Here is a 23,292-nt window from a genome sequence, read left to right as displayed (position 1 = left end):
ATGCTTACAGATCTTCCGCTGCCAGCATCGGCAGGCCGTGTATCCAGACCAGGGTGTCGATCAGTGCAGTGCATCTGCTTTTGGCGCGTATCTCGCTGAGGCAGCCGCAATATGAGCCGCGCATCCAGAGCCTGGCGAGATGGTTGTGGTCGGTGTGCTGCAATTCGATCTGCTTTGCAAGCAGCAGCGGCGCGGCATCTCCCTTGTTCTCCAGGATGTAGCGGCGCAGGCGCAGCTTTGCCTGGTCGAGCACTTCGTTCAACAACAGCTCTTCGTCGAGCTTGACGTGAGCGTCGGGGAAGCTCTTGCTGTCCAGCGTGTTGCGCTGGGCGAAGAGCATCCCTTTTCCTTCGGGTACGACGAGGAACCATTCGGCATGCGCCAGTCCCGCAGCCTGGGTGTAGGCGGTGGTGACGATGAATGGCGCATCGGCCAAGCCGAGCGGATCGGCCAGGTGGATGCGAAAGGTCGGTTGCAGGTTCATCGCTGACCTGTCAGGTCATCTTCAGATTGTCCAGCCCGCTCATCACATCCCTGTCCCGGGTGGCCTGGCCTTCCAGCTTGATCTTCAGGCGCAGGTCGTTGACCGAGTCGGCGTTCTTGAGGGCTTCTTCGTAAGTGATGGCACCGGCTTCGTGCAGGTCGAACAGCGCCTGGTCGAAGGTCTGCATGCCGAGCTCGCGCGACCTGGCCATGACTTCCTTGATCTCATGCACGGCGCCCTTGAAGATGAGGTCCGCGATCAGCGGCGAATTGAGCAGGATCTCGAAAGCGGCTGCGCGTCCCTTGCCGTCCTTCTTCGGGATCAGGCGTTGCGAGATGAGTGCCTTGATATTGAGCGACAGGTCCATCAGCAACTGTTCGCGGCGTTCTTCCGGGAAGAAGTTGATGATGCGGTCGAGCGCCTGGTTGGCACTGTTGGCGTGCAGCGTCGCCAGACAAAGGTGGCCGGTTTCGGCGAATGCCACGGCATATTCCATGGTCTCGCGGTCGCGGATCTCGCCGATCAGGATGACGTCGGGCGCCTGGCGCAAGGTGTTCTTCAATGCGGTGTGCCAGTCGTTGGTATCCACGCCCACTTCGCGGTGGGTGACGATGCACTTGTCGTGATCGTGCACGAACTCCACCGGGTCCTCGATGGTGATGATGTGGCCGAAGCTGTTGTGGTTGCGGTGACCAAGCATGGCGGCCAGCGAGGTGGATTTGCCGGAACCGGTACCGCCGACCAGGATCGCCAGTCCGCGTTTGGTCATCACCACGTCCTTGAGCACTTTCGGCAGTCCCAGTTCTTCAAAGGACGGGATCTTGGTGGTGATGGTACGCAATACCATGCCGACGCGCTGTTGCTGCATGAACACATTGACGCGGAAGCGCCCGATGCCGGGCGGGCTGATGGCGAAGTTGCATTCGTGCGTGGATTCGAACTCGGCTGCCTGGCGGTCGTTCATGATGCTGCGCGCCAGCTCCTGCGTGTGCTGCGAGGTCAGCGCCTGGCTGGAGACCGGCGTCATCTTGCCGTCGATCTTGAAAGCGGGCGGGAAGCCTGAGGTGATGAACAGGTCGGACGCCTTCTGCGAAACCAGTCCGCGCAGCAGGTTGTGGACGAGTTCGGTGGCCTGGTCTCTTTCCATGATGTACTCCTGAAAAAACGGTGCTGCTTGATTGTCTGGCGCTTAACCGGGGAACAGGTCCTTGTTCGCCGCTTTGCCGCGCGCTTCGGAAGATGCCACCATGTTGCGCTTCACCAGGTCCTGCAGGCACTGGTCCAGTGTCTGCATGCCGATGTTGCCGCCGGTCTGGATGGCGGAATACATCTGCGGCACCTTGGCTTCGCGGATCAGGTTGCGGATGGCCGGGGTACAGATCATGATCTCGTGCGCCGCCACGCGACCGCTGCCGTCCTTGGTCTTGAGCAGGGTCTGCGAGATCACCGCGCGCAGCGATTCGGACAGCATCGCGCGCACCATTTCCTTTTCGTCGGCGGGGAACACGTCGATGATACGGTCGATGGTCTTGGCTGCCGAGCTGGTGTGCAAGGTACCGAACACCAGGTGGCCGGTTTCCGCCGCCGTCATCGCCAGACGGATGGTCTCGAGGTCGCGCATTTCGCCGACGAGGATCACGTCCGGGTCCTCGCGCAGTGCGGAACGCAAGGCGTTGTTGAACGACAGTGTATGCGGGCCGACTTCGCGCTGGTTGACCAGCGACTTCTTCGATTCGTGCACGAATTCGATCGGGTCTTCCACGGTCAGGATGTGGCCCATCTCGTTCTCGTTGATGTGGTTCACCATCGCCGCCAGCGTGGTCGATTTACCGGAACCGGTCGGGCCGGTCACCAGCACCATGCCGCGCGGGAATTCGGAGATGTCCTTGAAGATCGGCGGGCACTTGAGGTCTTCCAGCGTGAGGATCTTGGAAGGAATGGTACGCATCACCGCGCCGGCGCCGCGGTTCTGGATGAAGGCATTGACGCGGAAACGCGCCAGGTTGGGCACCTCGAACGAGAAGTCGACTTCCTTGTTCTCTTCGTAATGTTTGCGCTGGCCGTCGTTCATGATGTCGTACACCATGGCGTGGACTTCCTTGTGCTCCATCGCTGGCAGGTTGATGCGGCGCATGTCGCCGTGCACGCGGATCATCGGAGGCAGGCCGGCGGAGAGGTGCAAGTCGGAGGCTTTGTTCTTCACGCCGAAGGCGAGCAGTTCGGTGATATCCATATATAATCCTGAGCGTTGAAAACAGAGTCGACGAGTGACTGTCCGGGCGATTATGACTGCAATCCTCTCCAACTTGCAAGCGACCCGCGATGCCATTGCACAGGCTGCAATATCGGCGCACAGAAATGTTGCAGAAGTGCATCTGCTGGCAGTGAGCAAGACTTTTCCGGCAGAGGCGGTGCGTGAGGCATACCGGGGCGGACAGGCCGCATTCGGCGAGAATTATCTGCAGGAGGCGCTGGAAAAGATCGCTGCTTTGCGCGATCTTCCGCTGGAGTGGCATTTCATCGGTCCCATCCAGAGCAACAAGACGCGCGCGATCGCCGAGAACTTTGCCTGGGTGCACAGCGTGGACAGGCTGAAGATTGCCGAGCGGTTGTCGGCGCAACGGCCGTCGCAGCTGCCACCGCTGAACATCTGTCTGCAAGTGAACGTGAGCGGCGAAGAAAGCAAGAGCGGTGTGGCGCCGGCAGAGGTGGCGCAACTGGCGCAAGATGTTGCACATTTGCCGAATCTCAGGTTGCGCGGGTTGATGACGATACCTTCACCTGCGGCAGACCAGGAGCAGCAACGCGCACCTTTTGCCCAGATGCGGGCTTTGTTGAAGCAGCTGAACTCGCAGGGTATGTCACTGGACACGCTGTCGATGGGCATGACGCATGATTTTCCTGCTGCGATAATGGAGGGCGCGACCATCGTGCGCGTCGGCACGGCGATATTCGGCCAAAGATGAAACAGTTTCGCGTAGCGATACGTTTGGCCCCTCTCCCTCCGGGGTAACCAATGACTTGGCTGGTATTGTTTGACAGCCTAGTCAGATGGCTAGTAGTTTTATCGGAGGGTTACACCCGCAAGGGGTAGGCCGTGGTTGTACCAAAGGCAGGCAATCCACTACGCAGCGAGCTGCGTGTGGAATTGTCACTAAGGGGCTAAAGCCCCAACAACACACGCACGGTTGGGGGAACGGGTGTTCAGCCGGCCCGCTATTCAGAGGACAACACATGAAGATAACTTTCATTGGCGGTGGCAACATGGCGAAGGCGTTGATCGGTGGTTTGATGAAGCGCGGATACTCGCCCTCCAGGATGCATGTGGTCGAGATGCACAAAGACAAATGCGCGGATCTGCACAACGAATTCGGCGTCAGGGCGACCACTGAACTTGCGGCAGCAGTGGCGCACGGGGAGATAATCATTCTTGCGGTCAAGCCGCAAAATCTGCAGGAAGTCGCCCTGCAGCTTGCCCCGCTGCTGGAGGGACAGCTGGTCATTTCCATCGCCGCGGGCATACGCACACAGGATATGGCACGCTGGCTGGGTACGCAAAGCATCGTGCGCTGCATGCCCAATACGCCTGCCCTTATTCGCAGCGGCGTCACCGCCTTGTATGCCATGCCTGCAGTCACTCCGGAACAATGCCAGCGTGCCGAGTCGGTGCTCTCGGCAGTGGGCAGCACGTTGTGGATGGACGACGAGGAGATGCTGGATGCCGTGACGGCGATCTCCGGTAGCGGCCCGGCTTATGTGTTCTATTTCATCGAGGCGATGCAGCAGGCGGCTTTCGAGTTGGGACTGGATGAAGAACAGTCCCGCCAGCTGGTGTTGGATACCTTTCTGGGCGCCTGCAAACTGGCAGAAAGCAGTCAGGAAGACGTTGCCAAATTGCGCGAGCGCGTGACTTCCAGGAAGGGCACCACTGAAAGCGCCTTGCTCAGCATGGAAAAGAACCAGGTCAAGATGGATATCGTCGCGGCGATCCATGCGGCAGCTGTGCGTTCCAGGGAACTGGGCGATGAACTAGGGAAGGACGCTTGATGGCCGCCTCTGAAAATCCAAATTTCTTTGCAATACGGCGTTGCTCACAAAAAATTACTCCTTACATACTCAAAGGCATGCCGCGTCGCAATTTTTTGCTCGCGCCTTGTCTTGCTTTGAACTTTGAATTTTCAGAGGTGGCCAATGCTCGGTGATGTGATCTCGTTCCTGAACGACGCCTTGGTGCAGCCGTTCGCCGGCATCCTGCTGTTCCGCTTCCACGCCGTATGGCTGCAAGCGCCGATGCGCAACCCCATCGGCGAGTTCGTCATGGCGCTGACCGACTTCGTGGTGCTGCGTGTGCGCCGCTTCGTTCCGCGGGTCTGGGGAATGGATACCGCCTCGCTGCTGCTGGCCTTCATGGTCGAACTTGCCTATCTCGGCATGTTCCTGTGGATACAGGGGTATGCGTTCGATGCTTTTTCGCTGGCCGGCCTGCTGGCATGGACCGCTGTGAAGCTGCTGAAGATCAGCATCTACCTGCTCATCGCCTCGCTTGTCATCGAAGCCGTCCTTTCATGGGTCAGTCCCCATACGCCGCTGGCTCCCATGCTGTTTGCGGTCAATCGTCCCTTCGTGCAGCCGCTGCGGCGCCGCATTCCGCCCGTGGGCAATGTTGATCTGTCGGTGCTGCTGCTGTTGCTCATTTGCCAGCTCATCCTCATCGTGCCGATCGCCGGTCTGGAGCAAGCCGCATTGAGACTGCTGTGAGCGAGTGGTTCCGCCGCAACGGTGACATTCTCACGCTTACCCTGCACATCCAGCCCGGCGCGAAACGCACCGAGGTGGCGGGACTGCATGGTGCAGCCCTCAAGATACGCCTCGCCGCCCCACCCATCGAAGGTCGTGCCAACGAAGCGCTGCTGAAATTCATCGCGGAGTCGTTCGGCGTGCCGTTGCGTCAGGTCGAGCTCAAACAGGGCGGACAGTCGCGCCATAAGGTGGTGGCGGTCACGGCAAGCAAGATCGAACCGGAAAGTCTGCTGGGCTGATTCTTAATCTGCTTGTCATGGCGGCGTCACACAGACACCTTATAAGGGGTCTCCATGATGAAGAGAGTCCTGTTCGGGTTGTTGCTGGTTACCGCCGCTTCGGCGTGGCCGGATTCGCGCTATCCCGGATTGCAGGTGGAAGTGAAAAGGGACGGCAGCCTGTATACCTTCATCGCCAGCTTCGATACCACATTGACAAGATGCGCGGCCTATCGCTACCTGACCGATTACGAGGCTGCGAAGGCGCTGCCGGATGTGGTCGAGTCGCTGGCATTGCGCGAATCGGCAAACAAGGTCAGGGTGGAACGCACAGCCGACGAGCATGTCCTGTTCTTCCATGTCCGGCTCCACTCCGTGATGGAATACACGGAAAAGCCGTTTGACAGTGTCGAATTCACACAATTGAGCGGCGATTCGAAGATGTTCCGGGGCGACTGGATCATCGAACCGAACCGGCTGGGCAGTACGCTCAAGTTCCATGGAACGTGGCAGCCGGACACTCTGATCCCCTTGTTTATCATCGACCATTTTGCGAAAAACGGCCTGCTGGACAGCTTCAGCGATATGGCTCAGCTGGCCGAGCGGCGCAAGGATATCCTGTCGGCACGCTGTGAAGGCCAGCAGGCGGCATCCAATGCGATCGAATGAGAAGCCGGCTCGCACCGCTGAGCCTGGCTGCATTCTGGGGCCGCGGCGGTTGCCCGGCACGGTGTTTTGCATGCATTTGAGGCGAGAATGAGATACACCCTCTTGCCAAGCGGCAAAATATCCACAACAATCCGCTCCGGTACTTCAACCGCAACCAAGGAGCATATACGCATGAACCGTAAAGAACTGATTGATGCACTGGCAACAAAGACCGGCAGCAGCAAGGCTGATGCTGACCGCAACATCGCTGCGCTGATCGATATCGTCACCGCCACGCTGAAAAAGGGCGACAACGTTGCTCTGGTAGGCTTCGGCACATTCGAAGTGCGCAAGCGTGCAGCCCGCAACGGTCGCAACCCGTCGACCGGTGCAGCCATCAAGATCAAGGCTTCCAAGCAGCCAGCTTTCAAGGCAGGCGCTACTTTGAAGGCTGCAGTCAACGGCGGCAAGAAGTAATATTCCAGTCAGTACTGGAATCGAATGAAAAGCCGGCTTATGCCGGCTTTTCATATTTCACGGTTGTGAAGGCATGAGTTCGACTACATCAGGATGACATCGTATTGCTCCTGCGAGTAGAGCGTCTCTACCTGCAGGGAGATGGGCTTGCCGATGAAGTCGGAAAGCATGGCCAGGCTTTGCGATTCCTCGTCCAGGTAAAGGTCGATGACCTGTTGCGAGGCAAGGATGCGGTATTCGCGCGCATTGAACTGGCGCGCTTCGCGCACGATCTCGCGCAGGATCTCGTAGCACACGGTCTGCGCGGTCTTCACTTCGCCGCGTCCCTGGCAGGTGGGGCAGGGTTCGCACAATACGTGCGCCAGGCTTTCGCGCGTGCGTTTGCGCGTCATCTCGACCAGGCCCAGCGCCGAGAAGCCGTTGACGCTGATGCGGGTGCGGTCGTGCGCCAGCATCTTCTTGAACTCCTCCAGCACCGCATCGCGGTGTTCCACCGTATCCATGTCGATGAAGTCGCAGATGATGATGCCGCCGAGATTGCGCAAGCGCAGTTGCCGTGCGATGACCTGGGCCGCTTCCAGGTTGGTCTTGAAGATGGTGTCGTCGAAATTGCGTCCGCCGACGAAGCCGCCGGTATTGACGTCCACGGTGGTGAGCGCCTCGGTCTGGTCGATGATCAGGTAGCCGCCCGATTTCAGGTCGACGCGCCGCGACAGGGCGCGCTCGATCTCTTCTTCCACGCCGTACAGGTCGAACAGCGGACGCGCGCCGACATAACGTTCCAGTTTCGGCACGGCCGAGGCGCTGTAATCGGTGGCGAAGGACATCATGCGTTCATGCGTTTCGCGCGAATCGACCAGCAGGCGCGAGGTCTCTTCGTTCACGAAATCGCGCAGCACGCGCAGGCTGATGTCCAATTCCTTGTACAGCAGGGCGGGGGGCGCCAGTTGCAGCGATTGCTGCTGCAGATTGCTCCACAGTTTGTCCAGATAGGCCACATCGGCGCGCAGTTCGCTGTCGGAGGCCGATTCCGCCATGGTGCGGATGATGTAACCGCCCTTGTGTTCGGCCGGCAGCACCTGCTGCAGCTTGTTGCGCAACGACTCGCGTTCCTCCTCGTTCTCGATGCGCTGCGAGACGCCGATGTGCGATTCCTGCGGCAGGTAGACCAGCAGACGCCCGGCGAAACTCAGTTGCGTGGAAAGGCGCGCCCCCTTGGTGCCGATGGGGTCCTTGATGACCTGCACCAGCAGGCTCTGTCCTTCGAACAGCACCTTTTCGATGGGTTTGGCGGCATCCTCGCCGTTGGCGCGGTTCTCCCAGATGTCGGCGACATGCAGGAAGGCGGAACGCTCGAGCCCGATATCGATGAATGCGGACTGCATGCCTGGCAGCACGCGTTTCACCTTGCCGACGTAGACATTGCTGACCAGGCCGCGCTGGCTGCCGCGTTCGATGTGCAATTCCTGCACGACCCCCTGTTGCATCACCGCAACGCGCGTTTCCTGCGGGGTGACGTTGATCAAGATCTCTTCTGTCATGGTGCGGGATATCCGAATAGTTTCAGCAATTCTACCGTCTCGTACAGCGGCAGTCCCATCACGCCGGTGTAACTGCCGTCGATATGCTTCACGAACGCCCCGGCATGTCCCTGGATGCCGTAGGCACCGGCCTTGTCATGGGCTTCGCCGGTGAGCAGGTAACGGTGGATGCGCTCCTCGCTGAGCGTATCGAAAGTGATGGTGGTCGCAGACAGGCGCATCTCCAGCCGCTCGCCGAAGACCATGGCGACTGCGGTGAGCACCTGATGCTGGGTTCCCGAGAGCATGCGCAGTATCTCGGCGGCATGCAGGTTGTCATCCGGTTTGCCGATGATGTGGCCGCCCAGTGTGACGGTGGTGTCCGCCGCCAGCACCGGCGATAGCGGCAGCTCGCGCAACCCCAGGGTCTTCCATCCCGCCAGTGCCTTGGCGCGACAGATGCGCTGCACGTAATCCTCCGGGTCTTCACCGTCATGCGGCGTCTCGTCCACATGCACGTCGCGGCGCGGATCGTTGCGCAGCAACAGCACTTCGTAATGCACGCCGATCTGCTTGAGCAGTTCGCGGCGGCGCGGGCTTTGCGAGGCAAGGTAGATATGGTGCCTGGTGTCCATGACTCACTCTCTGTGATAAGGGTGGTTGTGCATGAGCGAATGCGCCCGATACAGCTGCTCCGCCAGCAGCACGCGCACCATGCCGTGCGGCAGGGTGAGTGCGGAAAGTGCCATCAGCTGCCGTGCCTGCTGTTTGACCGATTCGTGCAAGCCGTCTGCGCCGCCGATGATGAAAGCCACATCGCGACCTTGCTGCATCCAGTCCTGCATCTGCTGTGCGAGCTGTCTGGTGGTGGGAGTCGCTCCGCGTTCGTCGAGCGCGATGCACAACGCTCCGGCGGGCAGCACGGCGTTGATGCGCTGCGCCTCGGCTTCCATGATCTGTGCGGCGGTCTTGCCGCTGTTGCGCGCTTCCGGCTTGATCTCGACCAGTTCGATCCTGGCTTCGCGCGGCATGCGCTTGGTGTATTCGTTGAAGCCTTCGGTGATCCACGATGGCATCTTGTTGCCCACCGCCAGGATCAGCAGCTTCATTTGCCAGAATTGGCGCGCAGCTTGGGCTGCACGCCCCACAGTTCTTCAAGGTTGTAATAGGCGCGCACTGCCGGCTGCATGATGTGCACGATCACTTCGCCCAGGTCGACCAGTACCCATTCGCCGCTGTCCTCGCCTTCGGTGCTGTATACCGTTGCGCCGAGTTCCTTGAGCTTCACCACCACGCTGCTCGCCAGGGCTTTGGTTTGCCGCGTGGATTGTGCGCTGGCCACGACCATGCGATCGAACAGCGGGCTCAGCTTGCTGGTGTCGATGACGCTGATGTCGAGCGCTTTGACGTCTTCCAGGGCGGCGACGACGGCTTGGGTCTTTTCTTCTGTGCTTAGCATGTACGGTAGAGTGAGTTGGTGTTGATGTAATTGGCGACGACGTCCGGCACCAGGTAGCGGACGCTCTTGTCTTCCGCGCAACGGCGGCGGATGTCGGTGGAGGATATCTCCAGCGCGGGCATGTCGGCGACGAAGATCCTGCCGTCTGGCACTTCATGCAGCGCGTTGGCGCCGGGGGCGAGACGCGCCCGGTATTCTTCCTGCAGCGCGGCATCGGCATCGTTCACCGCATTGCCCAGTGGCGGGCTGCCGGCGCGTTGCAGCACCACGATGTGTGCCAGCTCGAACAGCCGTTTCCACTCATGCCAGGTGTGCAATTGCAGAAAGGCATCGCCGCCGAGGATGAGACACAGAGGTTGTTGCATACCGAGTTCGGCGCGCAGGGCGGCGAGGGTATCCACCGTGTAGCAGGGGTCGGTGCGGAAGATCTCATGCACATCGACGAGGAAATCGGGATGGCCGTTCAGGGCCAGGCGCAGCATCTCCCAGCGCGCCTTCGCATCGGCCTTGGGTGCGGGACGATGCGGCGGCGTGCCGCAGGGGACGAAGCGCACTTCCGCGAGATCGCACTGCTCCAGCGCTTCCTGGGCGATACGCAGATGCCCATTGTGGATGGGATCGAACGTGCCGCCGAGGATGCCGATCGGGGCGGTCACCGGTTACAGCGCCAGGCGGCGCATGTCGGACAGCACATGCGCGAGGTAGGTGGTGAAGCGCGCGCCTGCGGCGCCGTCGATCACGCGGTGGTCGTAGGACAGCGACAGCGGCAGCATCAGGCGCGGCACGAACTCGCCGTCCTTCCACACCGGTTTCATGCTCGAGCGCGATACGCCGAGGATGGCCACTTCCGGCGCGTTGATGATCGGGGTGAACGAGGTGCCGCCGATGCCGCCCAGGCTGGAGATGGTGAAACAGCCACCCTGCATGTCGGCGGCGGTGATCTTCTTCTCGCGCGCCTTGGCGCTGACCTCGCCCAGTTCCTTCGCCAGTTGCACGATACCTTTCTGGTCCACGTCGCGTATCACCGGCACCATCAGGCCGTCCGGCGTATCCACGGCGACGCCGATATGGATGTATTTCTTCAGTACCAGGTTCTCGCCGGCGGCATCCAGCGATGCGCAGAAATCGGGGAAGTGCTTCAGCGTGATCGCGCAGGCCTTGAGCATGAACGCCAGCGGGGTGATCTTGAAGTTCTCTTTCACATATTCCGCGCCCAGTTCCTTGCGGAAGGCTTCCATCTCGCTGATGTCGGCCTCCTCGAACTGTGTCACGTGCGGGATCATCACCCAGTTGCGATGCAGGTTGGCGCCGGATATCTTCTTGATGCGCGACAGTGGTTTGCTCTCGACCGCGCCGAACTTGGCGTAGTCCACATCCGGCCATGGCAGCAGGCCGGGCAGTGCACCACCTGCGGAAGTTGCCCCGCCGCCAGCCAGTGATTTCTTGACGAAGTTCTGCACGTCGTCCTTGGTCACGCGACCCTTCTCGCCGCTGCCGCCCACCTTGGACAGGTCCACGCCCAGCTCGCGCGCGAAGCGGCGGATGGACGGGCTGGCATGTGCGCTGCCTGCGGCGGAAATGGCGGGCGCGGCCGCCGGAGCGGCGGCAACGGGCGTAACGGCAGGTGCTGGCTTGGCAGCAGGAGCGACGGGTGCAGCCACGGGCTGCACGGGGGCTGCCGCTGCTTGCGCAGTATCACCGCTTGTTTCGAGCGTGACGATCAGCGAGCCTTCCGACACCTTGTCGCCGGCCTTGACCTTGACTTCCTTCACCACGCCGGCAAAAGGTGCCGGCACATCAATGGTCGCCTTGTCGGTCTCCAGCGAGATCAGCGACTGTTCGGCAGACACCATGTCGCCGGCTTTCACCGCTACTTCGATGATGCTCACGTCCTTGAAATTGCCGATGTCCGGCACTAACACATTCTTGATTTCGGCCACGTTGTTCCCCTTGCCTTAAACCGTCGTCGGGTTCGGTTTGTCCGGATTGATCTTGTACAGCTTGATCGCCTTGCTCACTTCGCTCGCCGGGATGGTGCCTTCGTCTGCCAGCGCCTTCAATGCGGTAACGGCAACGTAGAAGCGATCCACTTCGAAGAACTGGCGCAGCTTGACGCGGAAGTCGGAACGTCCGAAACCATCCGTGCCCAGCGTCTTGTAGCGTGCCTTCACAAAAGGACGGATCTGGTCGGCATAGGAACGAATGTAGTCGGTGGCGGCGATGACCGGTGTCTTCGCATCCAGCGACTGTTCGACGTAGCTCACGCGTGCCTTGGCTTCCGGATGCAACGTGTTCCAGCGCTCGCAGTCGATGCCTTCGCGGCGCAGCTCGTTGAAGCTGGTCACGCTCCAGACGTCGGCGGCGATGCCGAAATCCCTCTCCAGCAGTTCGCCGGCGGCGATCACTTCGCGCAGGATGGTGCCGCTGCCCAGCAGCTGCACCTTGGCCTTCGTTTTGGCTTTGCTTGCGCTGAACTTGTACATCCCCTTGATGATGCCTGCCTCGACGCCCTTGGGCATGGCCGGATGGGCGTAATTCTCGTTCATCACCGTGAGGTAATAGAACACGTCCTCCTGGTTCTGGTACATGCGGCGCATGCCGTCCTGCACGATCACCGCCAGTTCGTAGGCGAAGGTCGGATCGTAGCTGACACAGTTCGGAATCATGGCGGCTTGCAGGTGGCTGTGACCGTCCTGATGTTGCAGGCCTTCGCCGTTCAGCGTGGTGCGGCCGGCCGTGCCGCCGACGAGGAAGCCGCGCGCGCGCATGTCGCCCGCTGCCCAAGCCAGGTCGCCGATGCGCTGGAAGCCGAACATGGAGTAATAGATGTAGAACGGGATCATCGCCACGTCATGGCTGGCATAGGAAGTGGCCGCCGCGATCCAGTCGGCCATGCCGCCGGCTTCGTTGATGCCTTCCTGCAGGATCTGGCCGGCCTCGGATTCCTTGTAGAACATGAGCTGGTCGGCGTCCTGCGGCGTGTACAGCTGGCCCACCTGGGAGAAGATGCCGAGCTGGCGGAACATGCCTTCCATGCCGAAGGTACGCGATTCATCCGGCACGATGGGCACGATCTTCTTGCCGATGTTCTTGTCTTTCACCAGCACGCCGAGCAGACGCACGAAAGCCATGGTGGTGGAAAATTCGCGGCCCTCGCTGTCCTTCAGCAAGGCATCGAACGCAGGCAGGTCGGGGATCTGCAATTTCTTGACGATAGGCTTGCGTGCCGGGAGAGTACCCATGGCCGCACCGCGCTCGCGCAGGTATTTCATCTCCTGGCTGTCTTCGGCAGGACGCACGAACGGCAGCTGGGTCAATTGTTCGTCGGTGACCGGGATATTGAAACGGTCGCGGAAACGGCGCAGTGCATCCTCGCCGATCTTCTTCTGCTGGTGGGTCGGGTTCTGCCCTTCGCCCGCTTCGCCCATGCCGTAGCCCTTCACCGTCTTGGCGAGGATCACTGTCGGCTGGCCTTTGTGTTTGCAGGCTGCCGCGTAGGCAGCGAACACCTTGAACGGGTCGTGGCCGCCGCGGTTAAGGTGCCATATCTCGTCGTCCGACATGTCGGCGACCAGCTCCAGCAGCTCGGGATATTTGCCGAAGAAATGCTGGCGCACATAGGCGCCGTCTTTGGATTTGTAGGTCTGGTATTCGCCGTCGACGACTTCTTCCATGCGCTTCAGCAACAGGCCGGTCTTGTCCTTGGCCAGCAGGCGATCCCACCAGCGGCCCCAGATGACCTTGATCACGTTCCAGCCGGCGCCGCGGAACACGCCTTCCAGTTCCTGGATGATCTTGCCGTTGCCGCGAACCGGACCGTCCAGGCGCTGCAGGTTGCAGTTGATGACGAAGATCAGGTTGTCCAGCTTCTCGCGTCCAGCCATGGAGATTGCGCCCAGCGATTCCGGCTCGTCGGTCTCGCCGTCGCCGAGGAAGGCCCATACCTTGCGGCCATTGGTCTGGGCGAGCTCGCGGTGTTGCAGGTAACGCATGAAGCGCGCCTGGTAGATCGCCATCAGCGGGCCCAGACCCATGGATACGGTGGGGAACTGCCAGAAATCCGGCATCAGCCAGGGATGCGGGTAGGAAGACAGCCCGCCGCCATCCACTTCCTGGCGGAACTTGTACAGCTGTTCTTCGCTCAGGCGGCCTTCGAGGAAGGCACGTGCGTAGATGCCGGGCGAGGAATGGCCCTGGAAATACACCAGGTCGCCGCCGTGCTCGTCGGTCTTGCCATGGAAGAAATGGTTGAACGCGACGTCATACAGGGTGGCGGCCGAGGCGAAGCTGGCGATGTGGCCGCCGAGTTCGGACGATTCCTTGTTGGCGTTCATGACGATGGCCATCGCGTTCCAGCGCATCAGCGCGCGGATGCGGTGCTCCAGCTCGAAATTGCCGGCCGAGCGTTCTTCCTTGTCCAGCGGGATAGTGTTGATGTAGGGCGTGGTGGCGCTGATCGGCATGTCGTCGCCGGCCATGCGTGCGTGGTGGATCAGCTGATCCATCAGGAAGTGCGCACGTTCGGCACCTTCCTTGTCCAGCACGGACTGGAGCGCATCAAGCCACTCCTGCGTTTCCTGCGGATCCTGATCCACTTTTGGTGGTTGTTGTGTCGCCATCGCTTACCCTCTCCCTAAGTTGCAACGTATCGTTTCGTCTTCCGTCACCAGCCAGCCCACATTGTGGTCGGTCTTTTCCTGCGGAATCTCCGGTACTACTTGTAATGCAAACGCCCCTGCGACCAGATTCGGCCGGTTCGGCATCGACGCCAGCAGCTTGTCGTAAAAGCCACCGCCGTATCCCAGGCGCGCACCCTTGCGGGTGAACGCCACGCCCGGTAACAGGATGAAATCCACTGTCCCCAGCGCCTCTTCTTTTATGCAGCGTTCGGTGACCGGTTCACGTATGCCCCATAAGCCGGGAGCCACGTCATGCTGTAAATCGCGCACCTTATATAAGTCCAGATGCTTGCTGGCCCGGTTCACCCTCGGCAACAATACTTGTTTGCCATCGGCCAATGCATGCTGCACCCACAACTCGGCGGCTAGTTCCGCCCCGAAATTCAGATAACCCAGTACCGTTGCGGCTTGCTGATACTCCGGCAACTCGCAGATGGAGCCGACAACGGCACGGCTCAGCCGCAAGCGTTCGGCCGCGGGCAACTTTTCGCGGGCGGCGATTATACTTTGCCTGAGTGCCTGCTTCCTAGCTTGGATGTTCATTGCCAGGCTGCCTTCCTCGCCCAAAGCGGGAAAAACTCGCTATCTTCGAGAATATCTGCCGGAACTTCGTGGTAATTCTGCAAAATCTGCTTTTTTGAGGGAGAAAAAACGGGGGCGTTACGGGCCGGAAAGTCGGGCAGGGTGTCCGGATGCGTCCTGAAATACAGTCTGCCATCGAACGGGATGCCGAAAAACTTTTCTCCGGCATACAGCCCATGGCCGCCGCACATGCGTTTGCAGCGCAAATCGCCCAGACCGGCGAGGTGTTCCAGCACGAAATCACGGAAAGAGTCCGTGCTCACCCGGAATCAACCCAAAAACAGCCGGTAGGCCGGATTGTCGCTCTCGTCCCAGTACGGATAGCCGAGCGTGTCGAGGAAGGTCTTGAGCGCTTTCTTGTCGGTGCGCGGCACCTGCATGCCGACCAGCACGCGGCCGTAGTCCGCCCCGTGGTTGCGGTAGTGGAACAGGCTGATATTCCAGCTGTGGTCCATGCTGTTGAGGAAGTTCATCAGCGCGCCGGGGCGCTCCGGGAACTCGAAACGGAAGATGATCTCGTCTTTTGCTTCAGGGGCATGGCCGCCGACCAGGTGGCGCAGATGCAGCTTGGCCATTTCATTGTCGGAAAGGTCGAGCGTCGGCAGCTTGCCGCGCTGCAGCTTGTCAACCAGATCGGCCGTTTCGGACTGATCCTTGACCTGGATGCCGACAAACACCTGCGCCGCTTTCGGGTCGGCATAGCGGTAGTTGAACTCGGTGATGTTGCGCTTGCCCAGCAGCGTGCAGAACTTGCGGAAGCTGCCGGGTGTCTCCGGGATGGTGACGGCGAGGATGGCTTCGCGCTTTTCGCCGATCTCGGAGCGTTCGGCGACGAAACGCAGACGGTCGAAGTTCATGTTCGCGCCGCTGCACACGGTGACCAGCGTCTCGCCCTTCAGCTGTTCGCGCTTGGCGTAGAGCTTAGCGCCGGCGACGGCCAGCGCGCCGGCCGGTTCGAGGATGGAGCGCGTGTCCTGGAACACGTCCTTGATCGCCGCGCATACCGCGTCGGTATCCACCAGTACCACTTCATCGACGTACTGTTTGCATACACGGAAGGTCTCTTCCCCGGCCAGTTTGACAGCGGTGCCGTCCGAGAACAGGCCGACGTCGTTGAGCGTGACGCGCTTCCTGCTTTTCAGCGAGCGCGCCATTGCATCCGAATCGGTGGTCTGCACGCCGATCACCTTGATGTCGGGGCGCACCTGCTTGACGTAGGCGGCCACGCCCGCGATCAAGCCGCCGCCGCCGATGGCGCAGAAGATGGCATGGATCGGTGCCTGGCGCTGGCGCAATATCTCCATCGCGATGGTGCCTTGTCCGGCGATCACATCGGGATCGTCGAACGGGTGCACGAAAGTGAGCTGTTTCTCTTTCTCCAGCGCGTAGGCATGGGCGCAGGCATCGCTGTAACTGTCGCCGTGCATCACGATCTCAACCGAGCGCTGGCCGAAATGCCTGACCGCATCGATCTTCACCTGCGGCGTGGTGGTCGGCATCACGATGATGGCCTTGCAACCGAGGCGGTGTGCCGAGAGCGCCACGCCCTGGGCATGATTGCCGGCCGAGGCGGCGATCACGCCGCGCTTGAGTTGCTCCGGGTTGAGCTGCGCCATCTTGTTGTAGGCGCCGCGCAGCTTGAACGAGAATACAGGCTGCATGTCTTCGCGCTTGAACAATACGTTGTTGCCGATGCGTGCCGACAGGTTGGGGGCGAGTTCCAGCGGCGTTTCGACCGCCACGTCATAGACGCGGGCGGTCAGGATTCTCTTGAGATAGCTTTGCATGATGTTTTGCGGACAATTGGATTGTCCGCAAGATTAGCAGGAAACCGGCCGGGTTGCTTAAATGCGCAGGCCGGTGACCTTGTAGAAGTTCGCCAGGTCGCCCAGGTCGTCGAACACTGCGGCAGCATCGGCGAAATCCTGCCGGTGCGTGTATGGATTGGTGGTGACGTAGGTCTTGATGCCGGCGGCCAGTGCCGAGCGCAGGCCATTGTTGGAGTCTTCCAGTGCGATGCAATCCTGCGGCGCGAGCTTGAGCTGGTTCAACACCCAGTTATAGATGTCCGGCGCCGGCTTCTTCTGCGGCACGATGTCGCCGCAACCGATGGCATCGAAATGTTTCTCCCAATCCTTGCCGAGGCCGACTTCCAGCAAGGCGGCGACATTCTCCGGCGAAGTGGTAGTGGCGATGGCCAGCTTGATGCCGGCCTTGTGCGCATCGCCGATGAGTTGCCTGATGCCGGGGCGGAGCGGGATCAGGCCATCGCGCAGCATTGCCGTGTAATGGCCGGTCTTCACCACATGCAGGTGCTTGACGAAGCCGTCATAGTCGACCGGCCTGGGGAAATCCGGCAGGCAGCTTTCGACATAGTGCTTGATGCGTTCCTTGCCGCCCGTCACCTTCAGCAGCCTGTCGTATAGCGCCACGTCCCAGTTCCAGGGAAGTCTGTTCTCGGCGAATGCCTTGTTGAATGCGATGCGGTGTGCATCTTCGGTATCGGCAAGCGTGCCGTCCACATCGAAAATGATGGCTTTGATAGTCATGTCGATTGTCTTGGTTAAGGATTGGTTAGCGCATGCCGGGGAATTTGCCTGCCATCCCCTTCATCATTTTGGCCATGGCGCCTTTACCGCTGAACATCTTCATCATCTTCTGCGACTGTTCGAACTGGTTCAGCAGCTGGTTGACGTGCATCACCTGCACGCCTGCTCCGGCGGCGATACGGCGTTTGCGCGAGGCCTTGATGAGCTCGGGGTGGGCGCGTTCGAACGGAGTCATCGAGTTGATGATGCCCTCGGTGCGGTTGATCTGGCGCTCGTCGACCTTCGCATTTGCCGCGGCTTGCGACAGTTGCGCCGGCAATTTGTCCATCAGCGCCGACATGCCGCCCATCTTCTTCATCTGCACGATCTGCATCTTGAAGTCGTTGAGGTCGAAGCCCTTGCCGCTGTGCATCTTCTTGGCCAGTTTCTCGGCTGCGGCGTGGTCCACGTTGCGCTGAGCCTCTTCCAGCAGCGACAGCACGTCGCCCATGCCGAGGATGCGCTGGGCCATGCGTTCCGGATGGAAAGCTTCGAGTCCGTTCGGTTTTTCGCTGACGCCGACGAACTTGATCGGCTTGCCGGTAACCTGCCGCACCGACAGGGCGGCGCCGCCGCGGGCGTCACCGTCCAGCTTGGTGAGGATCACGCCGGTCAGCGGCAGGGCATCGCCGAAGGCCTTGGCCGTGTTCACCGCATCCTGGCCGGTCATCGCATCGACCACGAACAGCGTCTCGATCGGTTTCAGCGCGGCATGCAGGTCCTTGATCTCGGCCATCATCGCTTCGTCCACGGCCAGGCGGCCGGCGGTGTCGACGATCAGCACGTCATGGTGGTGTTTCTTCGCAAAGTCGTGCGCGGCGAGGGCGATGTCTTGCGGTTTTTGTGATGCGTCGGACGGGAAGAAGTCGACATCGAGCTGTTGTGCCAGCATGCGCAGTTGCTCGATCGCGGCAGGACGATATACGTCACAGCTTACCAGCAGCACTTTCTTCTTGTTCTGCTCGCGCAGCAACTTGGCCAGCTTGCCGCTACTGGTGGTCTTGCCCGCGCCTTGCAGGCCGGCCATCAGGATCACTGCCGGCGGCACGGCGGCGAGGTTGAGCGCATCGTTATGCTCGCCCATCAGTTTGGTCAGCTCGCGGTTGACCACACCGATCAGCGCTTGTCCGGGTTGCAGGTTGCCGATGACTTCCTGCCCCAGCGCCGCGTCCTTTACCTTGGCGATGAATTCCTTCACTACCGGCAATGCTACGTCGGCTTCCAGCAGGGCAAGGCGCACTTCGCGCAGGGCGTCCTGGATGTTGCTCTCGGTCAGCCGCGCCTGTCCGCGCAGGTTCTTGACGATGCCCGAGAGGCGTTGCGTAAGGTTGTCCAGCATGATCTAGATCCCGAGATTGTTTCAGCGAACGCCGGTGCAGACACTTTCGCGGCGCTTCCTGTAGAATCCGCACAGTCTAAAACATTTGCACTCTCCATGTCGAACCAAGCCCTGCATCTGCTCACGTTTGCCCTTTATTCCGTTCTGGCTATTCTGTTCTGGCGCGCGCAGGCGGCAGGCAATGCAGAGCAGCAGAATCGGGGGGCATTGGGTTTTCTGGTCATCATTCCGCTGGCGTTGCATGGCTGGCTGCTGTACGACACCCTGTTCATCTGGGGGGCCTTGAATCTGGGGCTGGTGTATGCGCTGTCGCTCATCCTGTGGCTGACCGTGCTGATATATTGGCTGGCGCGTTATTTCTACCCGCTGTCCAGCTTGCAGACGCTGGTATTGCCGCTGGCAGCCGTCAGCACCGCGCTGCCGGCCATCTTCCCGGATGTACGCATCCTGTCGCAGCCGGCTTCCAGTCTGTTCGATACCCATGTTCTGGGCGCGATGCTTGCTTATAGTCTGTTCACTATTGCCGCCTTGCATGCGGCACTGATCTCGCTGGTCGAAAAGCGCCTGCATCATGCCAAGATGCCGAAGGTGCTGCGTAACCTGCCGCCGCTGCTGACCATGGAGATATTGCTGTTCCGCGTCATCGGGGTGGGATTCGTATTGCTGAGCATCACGATCGCGTCCGGCATGATGTTTTCCGAGGAGCTTTTTGGCCATCCGTGGCGGTTCAGCCACAAAGTGCTGTTCGGGATCCTGTCCTGGGGCGTGTTTGCCACGCTGTTGATGGGCCATCGATTCTATGGCTGGCGCGGCCATATCGCCGTACGGTGGACGCTGAGCGGCTTTTTCTTCCTGGTGCTGGCCTATCTGGGTACCCAGTTCGTGCTGGAAGCCATCCTGCACCGCTGATTTTCCTGTCAAAACAGTCCTTGCCAGAGGTTGGCAAGGTATCGTAGAATTCGCGCCCTTTTGGCATAGTCCAAATCTAAATTTTATCGGGTAATCATTATGGTAGTCATTCGTCTTTCTCGCGGTGGTTCCAAGAACCGTCCGTATTACAACGTGGTGGTGGCGGATTCCCGCAACCGTCGTGACGGCCGTTTCATCGAGCGTGTCGGCTTCTACAATCCTCTGGCAGCCGAAGGCTCCGAAGGTCTGCGTATCCAGCTGGATCGCGTGACGCACTGGCAGGATAAGGGTGCGCAGTTGAGCGAGACCGTAGGTCGCCTGGTCAAAAAAGCCGGTGCAGCAGCCAAGGCCTAACTAGCATGGCGGTTCGCCGTGCCGGGGTTCCCGCTGCGTCTGGCGGGAGTCCCCCACCCCAACCCTCCCCCCGAGGGAGAAGGGGCGAACGTGGAAATCAATCTTTGACTCCTGCAAGCCCCATGGTCGTCATGGGGAAGGTGGTCGGGGCGCAGGGCATTCAAGGTTGGGTGAAAGTGCAGGCTTTTACCGAGTATCTGGACAGCCTGCTCGACTACAGCACTTGGTATGTGGGCAACGAACAAAGCTGGCGTCCGCTGGAAGTGCTGGAAGCGAACGTGCATGGCGGCAAGGTACTCATCGCAAAATTGCAGGGTATCGTCGACCGCACCGCCGCCGAAAAATGCAAAGGGTTGTTGATCGCGGTTCCGCGCGACAGCTTGCCGGAGCAGCAGGAAGGCGAATACTACTGGTCCGACTTGATCGGCCTGTCGGTGGAGAATCTGGCCGGCGAAAAGTTCGGCACGGTGGACTCCCTGTTGGAGACCGGCGCGAATGACGTGCTGGTGGTCAAGGGTGAGGGCGGCGAAACATTGATGCCGTTCATTGCCAGCGTCATCCGGCAAGTGGATTTGCAGAATAAATTGATTCGTGTGGATTGGCAGGCGGATTACCTCAAATGAGGTTCGACGTCATCACGCTGTTCCCGGAGATGTTCGAAGCGCTCACCCAATACGGCGTGACGCGGCGGGCGGCAGAGCAGGGCAAGTTTCAGTTGCAGACGTGGAATCCGCGCGATTTCACCACCGACAACTACCGCACCATCGACGACCGTCCCTACGGTGGCGGTCCCGGGATGGTGATGTTGGCGGAACCGCTGGAGAAGGCGATCAGCGCAGCGAAAGCAGCGCAGGTTCAAAGCGGAGCGAAGAAGAGTTGTGTGATACACCTTTCGCCGCAAGGCAGGCAGCTCACCCATGAAGTGGTGATGGAACTGCTGGCGCGGGACGAAGGATTGATTTTGCTGGCGAGTCGTTACGAGGGCGTGGATGAGCGCCTGTTGCGCCAGCAAGTGGATGAAGAGCTTTCCATCGGGGATTATGTGTTGTCCGGTGGCGAGTTGGCAGCGATGGTGGTGATGGACAGCGTGGTGCGGCAGATCCCCGGCGTATTGGGCGACGACGCATCGGCGCAGCAGGATTCCTTCGTACAGGGACTGCTGGATTGCCCCCACTACACGCGGCCCGAGGTTTATAACGGCGAGGCGGTTCCGGAAGTATTGATGTCCGGGCACCACGCCGAGATAGAGAAGTGGCGATTGAAGCAGGCATTAGGCAGGACTGCGGAACGTCGCCCGGATTTGCTGGCATCACGCCAGTTGACTAAACAGGAAGCTCGGCTACTGGCAGAGTACCAGCAGGAACAAGCTTCCGCACAAAAAAAGGAAACAAAATGAATCTGATCGGCATTCTCGAAAAAGAAGAAATCGCGCGTCTGAACAAGACCATCCCCAATTTCGCACCCGGCGACACCGTTGTGGTCGGCGTGAACGTGGTCGAAGGCGACAAGAAGCGTGTGCAATCCTTCGAAGGCGTGGTCATCGCCAAGCGCAACAAGGGGCTGAACTCCAGCTTCATCGTGCGCAAGGTCTCCTCCGGTGAAGGTGTGGAGCGTACGTTCCAGACTTACTCTCCAAGCGTTGCCAGCATCGAAATCAAACGTCGCGGCGATGTGCGCCGCGCCAAGCTGTACTACCTGCGCGATCGTTCCGGCAAGTCGGCACGTATCAAAGAGAAACTGGCTGCACGCAAGGAAGCATAAGCAGCGATCTTTCAGGCAATACAAAAAACGGGAGCTTGGTCTCCCGTTTTTTTTTGGGCTATCATGTGCGCATGGACTATCAGGCAATCATCTCCGCACCGTTCGGCAAGCTCGGCATCCGCTGTTCAGACACGGATCTGCTGGGCATCGAATTCCTGCCCGGGAAAACAAAATCGCAGCCGCCGCAGAGCGCAATGGCAAAAACGATCTGCGCGGAACTGGAAGCCTGGCTGGCCGATGCCAAGCATGAGATCGACCTGTCTTTCGAACTCGATGGCACGCATCATCAGTGCAACGTATGGCAGGCGATGCTGGACATTCCCTGCGGGCAGACGCTGACCTATGGCGAACTTGCAAAACAGATCGGCTCAAGCGCCCAGGCAGTAGGACAGGCCTGCGGTAGCAATCCGATACCCGTTGTCATTCCCTGTCACCGTGTGGTGGGCAAAACCGGGCTGGGCGGCTTCATGGGGCACGCGGAAGGTGACTCACTCGACATCAAGCGCTGGTTGCTGGCACATGAAAGCTACAGTTCCCTCTCCCCCAAGGGGTGAGGGGAGTATTGATGTCCGACACCGACCTCCTCGACGAATTCAGCGACGCCCTCTGGCTGGAAGACGGTCTTTCCCGCAACACCCTGGAAAGCTACCGCCGCGACCTGAACAAATTCACCGAATGGCTGCAAAAGCAGCGTGGATGCGGCTTGCAGGCGGCTACACACGCCGACATACAGGGTTTCCTCGCGCATCTGGTGAGCGGCGAAAAAGCCAAAGCCACCTCCACCTCGCGCGCCATCTCCAGCCTCAAGCGCTTGTTCCGCTACCTGCTGCGCCAAAACAAGATCACCGCCGATCCGACGCTGCAGATCGCCACCCCCAAGCTGCCGCGCAGTTTGCCCAAGAGCCTTACCGAAGAAGATGTTGAACTGCTGCTGAACGCACCCGATGTCGATACGCCGCTCGGCATGCGCGACCGCACCATGCTGGAAGTGCTGTACGCCAGCGGCCTGCGCGTGTCGGAACTGGTTGGCCTGAGCGTGGCGCAGGTGAGCCTGGACATGGGTGTGACGCGCGTGATGGGCAAGGGCAGCAAGGAACGCCTGGTGCCGCTAGGCGAAGAAGCGCTGGACTGGGTGAAGAGATACCTCGCAGAAGCCCGTCCTGCCTTGCTTGCAGGGCAGGTGGCCGACGCGCTGTTCGTTACCCAACGCGGCGAAGGCATGACGCGGCAGATGTTCTGGTATCTCATCAAGAAGCATGCGAAGGAAGGCGGTCTGCACAAGCCGCTGTCGCCGCACACCCTGCGCCATGCCTTCGCCACACACCTGCTCAACCATGGCGCCGACCTGCGCGTGGTGCAGATGTTGCTGGGGCATTCGGATATTTCCACGACGCAGATTTACACCCATGTGGCACGGGAACGGCTCAAGGCGCTGCATGCGATGCATCATCCGCGAGGATAAGGGGAATTTGAT

28 protein-coding genes are annotated in these 23,292 nt (G+C 60.2%); 13 read left to right on the top strand and 15 right to left on the bottom strand.

Going from position 1 to position 23,292, the window contains the following annotated elements; translation table 11 throughout:
* Positions 1 to 4: 4 nt before the first annotated feature.
* Genes SLIT_RS13790 through SLIT_RS13780 form a run of 3 tightly spaced genes read right to left on the bottom strand, consistent with a single transcriptional unit; the run spans position 5 to position 2,717 of the window.
* The gene (locus tag SLIT_RS13790; protein WP_013030884.1) at positions 5 to 484 is read right to left on the bottom strand and encodes a hypothetical protein; all 480 of its coding nucleotides are present in this window, start codon (positions 482 to 484) and stop codon (positions 5 to 7) included.
* 10 nt (positions 485 to 494) lie between these two features.
* Positions 495 to 1,631: a PilT/PilU family type 4a pilus ATPase gene (locus SLIT_RS13785; protein WP_013030883.1), complete on the bottom strand. Its 1,137-nt coding sequence runs from the start codon at positions 1,629 to 1,631 to the stop codon at positions 495 to 497.
* 42 nt (positions 1,632 to 1,673) lie between these two features.
* Positions 1,674 to 2,717 carry a type IV pilus twitching motility protein PilT gene (locus SLIT_RS13780; RefSeq protein WP_013030882.1) on the bottom strand — a complete coding sequence of 348 codons (1,044 nt, stop codon included), beginning with the start codon at positions 2,715 to 2,717 and terminating at the stop codon, positions 1,674 to 1,676.
* 52 nt (positions 2,718 to 2,769) lie between these two features.
* On the opposite strand from SLIT_RS13780, the gene SLIT_RS13775 reads away from it, so the two are divergent.
* The 6 genes from SLIT_RS13775 (at position 2,770) to SLIT_RS13750 (ending at position 6,627) form a co-directional block, all read left to right on the top strand.
* Positions 2,770 to 3,450, top strand: a complete 681-nt coding sequence (locus tag SLIT_RS13775) for a YggS family pyridoxal phosphate-dependent enzyme (protein ID WP_013030881.1) — start codon at positions 2,770 to 2,772, stop codon at positions 3,448 to 3,450.
* 268 nt (positions 3,451 to 3,718) lie between these two features.
* Complete coding sequence (gene proC, locus SLIT_RS13770; RefSeq protein WP_013030880.1) at positions 3,719 to 4,531, top strand: pyrroline-5-carboxylate reductase; 813 nt, start codon at positions 3,719 to 3,721, stop codon at positions 4,529 to 4,531.
* 144 nt (positions 4,532 to 4,675) lie between these two features.
* Positions 4,676 to 5,242 carry a YggT family protein gene (locus tag SLIT_RS13765; protein WP_013030879.1) on the top strand — a complete coding sequence of 189 codons (567 nt, stop codon included), beginning with the start codon at positions 4,676 to 4,678 and terminating at the stop codon, positions 5,240 to 5,242.
* Positions 5,239 to 5,523 carry a DUF167 domain-containing protein gene (locus tag SLIT_RS13760; RefSeq protein WP_013030878.1) on the top strand — a complete coding sequence of 95 codons (285 nt, stop codon included), beginning with the start codon at positions 5,239 to 5,241 and terminating at the stop codon, positions 5,521 to 5,523. Before SLIT_RS13765 ends, SLIT_RS13760 begins: the two co-directional genes overlap by 4 nt.
* Positions 5,524 to 5,577: 54 nt before the next feature.
* Complete coding sequence (locus SLIT_RS13755; RefSeq protein ID WP_013030877.1) at positions 5,578 to 6,171, top strand: SRPBCC family protein; 594 nt, start codon at positions 5,578 to 5,580, stop codon at positions 6,169 to 6,171.
* 171 nt (positions 6,172 to 6,342) lie between these two features.
* Positions 6,343 to 6,627 carry an HU family DNA-binding protein gene (locus tag SLIT_RS13750; RefSeq protein ID WP_013030876.1) on the top strand — a complete coding sequence of 95 codons (285 nt, stop codon included), beginning with the start codon at positions 6,343 to 6,345 and terminating at the stop codon, positions 6,625 to 6,627.
* Positions 6,628 to 6,710: 83 nt separating this feature from the next.
* On the opposite strand, the gene rng is transcribed toward SLIT_RS13750, so the two are convergent.
* Genes rng through ffh form a run of 12 tightly spaced genes read right to left on the bottom strand, consistent with a single transcriptional unit; the run spans position 6,711 to position 18,794 of the window.
* Positions 6,711 to 8,168, bottom strand: coding sequence for a ribonuclease G (rng, locus tag SLIT_RS13745; protein WP_013030875.1), 1,458 nt, complete (start codon positions 8,166 to 8,168; stop codon positions 6,711 to 6,713).
* Positions 8,165 to 8,782 carry a Maf family protein gene (locus tag SLIT_RS13740; RefSeq protein WP_013030874.1) on the bottom strand — a complete coding sequence of 206 codons (618 nt, stop codon included), beginning with the start codon at positions 8,780 to 8,782 and terminating at the stop codon, positions 8,165 to 8,167. The genes rng and SLIT_RS13740 overlap by 4 nt, the downstream gene beginning before the upstream one ends.
* A 3-nt stretch (positions 8,783 to 8,785) precedes the next feature.
* Positions 8,786 to 9,256, bottom strand: a complete 471-nt coding sequence (gene rlmH, locus SLIT_RS13735; RefSeq protein ID WP_013030873.1) for a 23S rRNA (pseudouridine(1915)-N(3))-methyltransferase RlmH — start codon at positions 9,254 to 9,256, stop codon at positions 8,786 to 8,788.
* On the bottom strand, positions 9,253 to 9,606 hold the full coding sequence (gene rsfS / locus SLIT_RS13730) for a ribosome silencing factor (RefSeq protein WP_013030872.1): 354 nt from the start codon (positions 9,604 to 9,606) through the stop codon (positions 9,253 to 9,255). The genes rlmH and rsfS overlap by 4 nt, the downstream gene beginning before the upstream one ends.
* A complete protein-coding gene (nadD, locus tag SLIT_RS13725) occupies positions 9,600 to 10,262 on the bottom strand; it encodes a nicotinate-nucleotide adenylyltransferase (RefSeq protein WP_013030871.1) in 663 nt (220 codons plus the stop codon). The genes rsfS and nadD overlap by 7 nt, the downstream gene beginning before the upstream one ends.
* Before the next feature lie 3 nt (positions 10,263 to 10,265).
* The gene (gene aceF, locus SLIT_RS13720) at positions 10,266 to 11,546 is read right to left on the bottom strand and encodes a dihydrolipoyllysine-residue acetyltransferase (RefSeq protein ID WP_013030870.1); all 1,281 of its coding nucleotides are present in this window, start codon (positions 11,544 to 11,546) and stop codon (positions 10,266 to 10,268) included.
* 15 nt (positions 11,547 to 11,561) lie between these two features.
* Entirely contained in the window at positions 11,562 to 14,225 is a 2,664-nt protein-coding gene (gene aceE, locus SLIT_RS13715) for a pyruvate dehydrogenase (acetyl-transferring), homodimeric type (RefSeq protein ID WP_013030869.1), read from the bottom strand.
* Positions 14,226 to 14,228: 3 nt separating this feature from the next.
* Positions 14,229 to 14,828, bottom strand: coding sequence for a 5-formyltetrahydrofolate cyclo-ligase (locus SLIT_RS13710; RefSeq protein WP_013030868.1), 600 nt, complete (start codon positions 14,826 to 14,828; stop codon positions 14,229 to 14,231).
* Complete coding sequence (locus SLIT_RS13705; RefSeq protein WP_013030867.1) at positions 14,825 to 15,130, bottom strand: TfoX/Sxy family protein; 306 nt, start codon at positions 15,128 to 15,130, stop codon at positions 14,825 to 14,827. Before SLIT_RS13705 ends, SLIT_RS13710 begins: the two co-directional genes overlap by 4 nt.
* Before the next feature lie 6 nt (positions 15,131 to 15,136).
* Positions 15,137 to 16,654, bottom strand: a complete 1,518-nt coding sequence (ilvA, locus tag SLIT_RS13700) for a threonine ammonia-lyase, biosynthetic (protein WP_013030866.1) — start codon at positions 16,652 to 16,654, stop codon at positions 15,137 to 15,139.
* A gap of 57 nt (positions 16,655 to 16,711) precedes the next feature.
* On the bottom strand, positions 16,712 to 17,416 hold the full coding sequence (locus SLIT_RS13695; RefSeq protein ID WP_013030865.1) for an HAD family hydrolase: 705 nt from the start codon (positions 17,414 to 17,416) through the stop codon (positions 16,712 to 16,714).
* Positions 17,417 to 17,441: 25 nt separating this feature from the next.
* Positions 17,442 to 18,794, bottom strand: a complete 1,353-nt coding sequence (gene ffh, locus SLIT_RS13690; RefSeq protein ID WP_013030864.1) for a signal recognition particle protein — start codon at positions 18,792 to 18,794, stop codon at positions 17,442 to 17,444.
* A 96-nt stretch (positions 18,795 to 18,890) separates the two neighbouring features.
* Here ffh and SLIT_RS13685 point away from each other — a divergent pair, with 96 nt between their 5' ends.
* The 7 genes from SLIT_RS13685 to xerD all read left to right on the top strand — a co-directional run bounded on the left by SLIT_RS13685 (position 18,891) and on the right by xerD (position 23,280).
* Positions 18,891 to 19,703: a cytochrome C assembly family protein gene (locus SLIT_RS13685; RefSeq protein WP_013030863.1), complete on the top strand. Its 813-nt coding sequence runs from the start codon at positions 18,891 to 18,893 to the stop codon at positions 19,701 to 19,703.
* Positions 19,704 to 19,802: 99 nt separating this feature from the next.
* Complete coding sequence (gene rpsP, locus SLIT_RS13680; RefSeq protein ID WP_013030862.1) at positions 19,803 to 20,057, top strand: 30S ribosomal protein S16; 255 nt, start codon at positions 19,803 to 19,805, stop codon at positions 20,055 to 20,057.
* A 122-nt stretch (positions 20,058 to 20,179) separates the two neighbouring features.
* Positions 20,180 to 20,680 carry a ribosome maturation factor RimM gene (gene rimM / locus SLIT_RS13675; RefSeq protein ID WP_013030861.1) on the top strand — a complete coding sequence of 167 codons (501 nt, stop codon included), beginning with the start codon at positions 20,180 to 20,182 and terminating at the stop codon, positions 20,678 to 20,680.
* Positions 20,677 to 21,453: a tRNA (guanosine(37)-N1)-methyltransferase TrmD gene (gene trmD, locus SLIT_RS13670; RefSeq protein WP_013030860.1), complete on the top strand. Its 777-nt coding sequence runs from the start codon at positions 20,677 to 20,679 to the stop codon at positions 21,451 to 21,453. Before rimM ends, trmD begins: the two co-directional genes overlap by 4 nt.
* Complete coding sequence (gene rplS, locus SLIT_RS13665) at positions 21,450 to 21,818, top strand: 50S ribosomal protein L19 (protein WP_013030859.1); 369 nt, start codon at positions 21,450 to 21,452, stop codon at positions 21,816 to 21,818. Before trmD ends, rplS begins: the two co-directional genes overlap by 4 nt.
* A gap of 71 nt (positions 21,819 to 21,889) precedes the next feature.
* Positions 21,890 to 22,372, top strand: coding sequence for a methylated-DNA--[protein]-cysteine S-methyltransferase (locus tag SLIT_RS13660; RefSeq protein WP_013030858.1), 483 nt, complete (start codon positions 21,890 to 21,892; stop codon positions 22,370 to 22,372).
* An 11-nt stretch (positions 22,373 to 22,383) separates the two neighbouring features.
* Positions 22,384 to 23,280, top strand: coding sequence for a site-specific tyrosine recombinase XerD (gene xerD / locus SLIT_RS13655; protein ID WP_041420900.1), 897 nt, complete (start codon positions 22,384 to 22,386; stop codon positions 23,278 to 23,280).
* The last annotated feature ends 12 nt before the right edge of the window (positions 23,281 to 23,292 follow it).

This window comes from Sideroxydans lithotrophicus ES-1 (genome assembly GCF_000025705.1).
Classification (GTDB): Bacteria; Pseudomonadota; Gammaproteobacteria; order Burkholderiales; family Gallionellaceae; genus Sideroxyarcus; species Sideroxyarcus lithotrophicus.
This window is presented reverse-complemented; position numbering and strand designations above follow the sequence as displayed.

Excerpts from the sequence above, each read along its gene's own strand:
- SLIT_RS13790 (WP_013030884.1), bottom strand. The coding sequence starts at position 484 with ATGAACCTGCAACCGACCTTTCGCATCCACCTGGCCGATCCGCTCGGC.
- SLIT_RS13785 (WP_013030883.1), bottom strand. The coding sequence starts at position 1,631 with ATGGAAAGAGACCAGGCCACCGAACTCGTCCACAACCTGCTGCGCGGA.
- SLIT_RS13780 (WP_013030882.1), bottom strand. The coding sequence starts at position 2,717 with ATGGATATCACCGAACTGCTCGCCTTCGGCGTGAAGAACAAAGCCTCC.
- SLIT_RS13775 (WP_013030881.1), top strand. The coding sequence starts at position 2,770 with ATGACTGCAATCCTCTCCAACTTGCAAGCGACCCGCGATGCCATTGCA.
- proC (WP_013030880.1), top strand. The coding sequence starts at position 3,719 with ATGAAGATAACTTTCATTGGCGGTGGCAACATGGCGAAGGCGTTGATC.
- SLIT_RS13765 (WP_013030879.1), top strand. The coding sequence starts at position 4,676 with ATGCTCGGTGATGTGATCTCGTTCCTGAACGACGCCTTGGTGCAGCCG.
- SLIT_RS13755 (WP_013030877.1), top strand. The coding sequence starts at position 5,578 with ATGATGAAGAGAGTCCTGTTCGGGTTGTTGCTGGTTACCGCCGCTTCG.
- SLIT_RS13750 (WP_013030876.1), top strand. The coding sequence starts at position 6,343 with ATGAACCGTAAAGAACTGATTGATGCACTGGCAACAAAGACCGGCAGC.
- rng (WP_013030875.1), bottom strand. The coding sequence starts at position 8,168 with ATGACAGAAGAGATCTTGATCAACGTCACCCCGCAGGAAACGCGCGTT.
- SLIT_RS13740 (WP_013030874.1), bottom strand. The coding sequence starts at position 8,782 with ATGGACACCAGGCACCATATCTACCTTGCCTCGCAAAGCCCGCGCCGC.
- rlmH (WP_013030873.1), bottom strand. The coding sequence starts at position 9,256 with ATGAAGCTGCTGATCCTGGCGGTGGGCAACAAGATGCCATCGTGGATC.
- rsfS (WP_013030872.1), bottom strand. The coding sequence starts at position 9,606 with ATGCTAAGCACAGAAGAAAAGACCCAAGCCGTCGTCGCCGCCCTGGAA.
- aceE (WP_013030869.1), bottom strand. The coding sequence starts at position 14,225 with ATGGCGACACAACAACCACCAAAAGTGGATCAGGATCCGCAGGAAACG.
- SLIT_RS13710 (WP_013030868.1), bottom strand. The coding sequence starts at position 14,828 with ATGAACATCCAAGCTAGGAAGCAGGCACTCAGGCAAAGTATAATCGCC.
- ilvA (WP_013030866.1), bottom strand. The coding sequence starts at position 16,654 with ATGCAAAGCTATCTCAAGAGAATCCTGACCGCCCGCGTCTATGACGTG.
- SLIT_RS13695 (WP_013030865.1), bottom strand. The coding sequence starts at position 17,416 with ATGACTATCAAAGCCATCATTTTCGATGTGGACGGCACGCTTGCCGAT.
- ffh (WP_013030864.1), bottom strand. The coding sequence starts at position 18,794 with ATGCTGGACAACCTTACGCAACGCCTCTCGGGCATCGTCAAGAACCTG.
- SLIT_RS13685 (WP_013030863.1), top strand. The coding sequence starts at position 18,891 with ATGTCGAACCAAGCCCTGCATCTGCTCACGTTTGCCCTTTATTCCGTT.
- rpsP (WP_013030862.1), top strand. The coding sequence starts at position 19,803 with ATGGTAGTCATTCGTCTTTCTCGCGGTGGTTCCAAGAACCGTCCGTAT.
- rimM (WP_013030861.1), top strand. The coding sequence starts at position 20,180 with ATGGTCGTCATGGGGAAGGTGGTCGGGGCGCAGGGCATTCAAGGTTGG.
- trmD (WP_013030860.1), top strand. The coding sequence starts at position 20,677 with ATGAGGTTCGACGTCATCACGCTGTTCCCGGAGATGTTCGAAGCGCTC.
- rplS (WP_013030859.1), top strand. The coding sequence starts at position 21,450 with ATGAATCTGATCGGCATTCTCGAAAAAGAAGAAATCGCGCGTCTGAAC.
- SLIT_RS13660 (WP_013030858.1), top strand. The coding sequence starts at position 21,890 with ATGGACTATCAGGCAATCATCTCCGCACCGTTCGGCAAGCTCGGCATC.
- xerD (WP_041420900.1), top strand. The coding sequence starts at position 22,384 with ATGTCCGACACCGACCTCCTCGACGAATTCAGCGACGCCCTCTGGCTG.